Here is an 839-nt window from a genome sequence, read left to right as displayed (position 1 = left end):
TCCCTGGGAAATGTGAAAGCAATCGCACAAATTCTCTAATGGTTTCAGCATAAATATACAAACTGGGTTTTGTGTGGGAAATTTTGTATTCTCATCGAGATTTCAACTAGAAACCCGGTTAATCAACACACTGACTCTTTTAGCTCTTATCCTGGGATGACTTCAAAAGCATCTTGATCATATAATCGATAAACATAAAAATCACTATCTAGTGTAAAGATCCGCTTAATCTTTTGACTTTCTGCCACAGCCACCAGAGAAGCATCTGCTAAATCCATAGGTATATCTTGATATTTTTCCATCAAAACTTTCATGCGTTGACATTCTGCTTCATTAATGGCGTGAAGATACAAGGCTTTTCTATTGATAAACTCCCATAGGATAGCCTGTGCTGACCAACCTCGCAATTCTGATAAAAAATACATAGCCTCAGTAAAACAAGGCCATGTTGTTAAGAGAGAACCTGTTAGTGTTTTGTAAGTTTGAACACATTTAACATGGGCTTCTCCCTGGCCTTTATCCAATCAGATCAATAAGAGGCCCAGTGTTAACTAAAATGATGGTCGTCGCAGTCCTTGTTTAGATAATTTGGTGGCAATCTGTTCGCCAAAATCAGTTGGCTTAAACTGATGATGAGGTTCAACTTGACTATCAATGGCCCCAATTAAATCCCCTATTTTTTCCGATAAAGGTTCGGTTTCCGAATGAGACCGATAAAGTTGATTTAAAATCCAATTTTCAGGGGTTAAGCCTTGTTTTTGGGCAACTTCTAGGAGAGCTTGGTAAGTTTTTTCAGATAGGGTAATGGTATGTTCTGACATAATTTTACTAGGATGTAT

Annotated in this window: 2 protein-coding genes; both read right to left on the bottom strand. The window is 37.7% G+C overall.

What is annotated here, in order from left to right:
• Nucleotides 1-146: 146 nt before the first annotated feature.
• Nucleotides 147-524 carry a type II toxin-antitoxin system VapC family toxin gene (locus M595_RS28075; RefSeq protein WP_040484353.1) on the bottom strand — a complete coding sequence of 126 codons (378 nt, stop codon included), beginning with the start codon at nucleotides 522-524 and terminating at the stop codon, nucleotides 147-149.
• A 27-nt stretch (nucleotides 525-551) separates the two neighbouring features.
• On the bottom strand, nucleotides 552-839 hold a 288-nt coding region (locus tag M595_RS28070; RefSeq protein WP_238987158.1), incomplete at its 5' end, for a hypothetical protein.

The sequence above is a fragment of the Lyngbya aestuarii BL J genome (assembly GCF_000478195.2).
In the GTDB taxonomy this organism is placed as follows: domain Bacteria; phylum Cyanobacteriota; class Cyanobacteriia; order Cyanobacteriales; family Microcoleaceae; genus Capilliphycus; species Capilliphycus aestuarii.
This window is presented reverse-complemented; position numbering and strand designations above follow the sequence as displayed.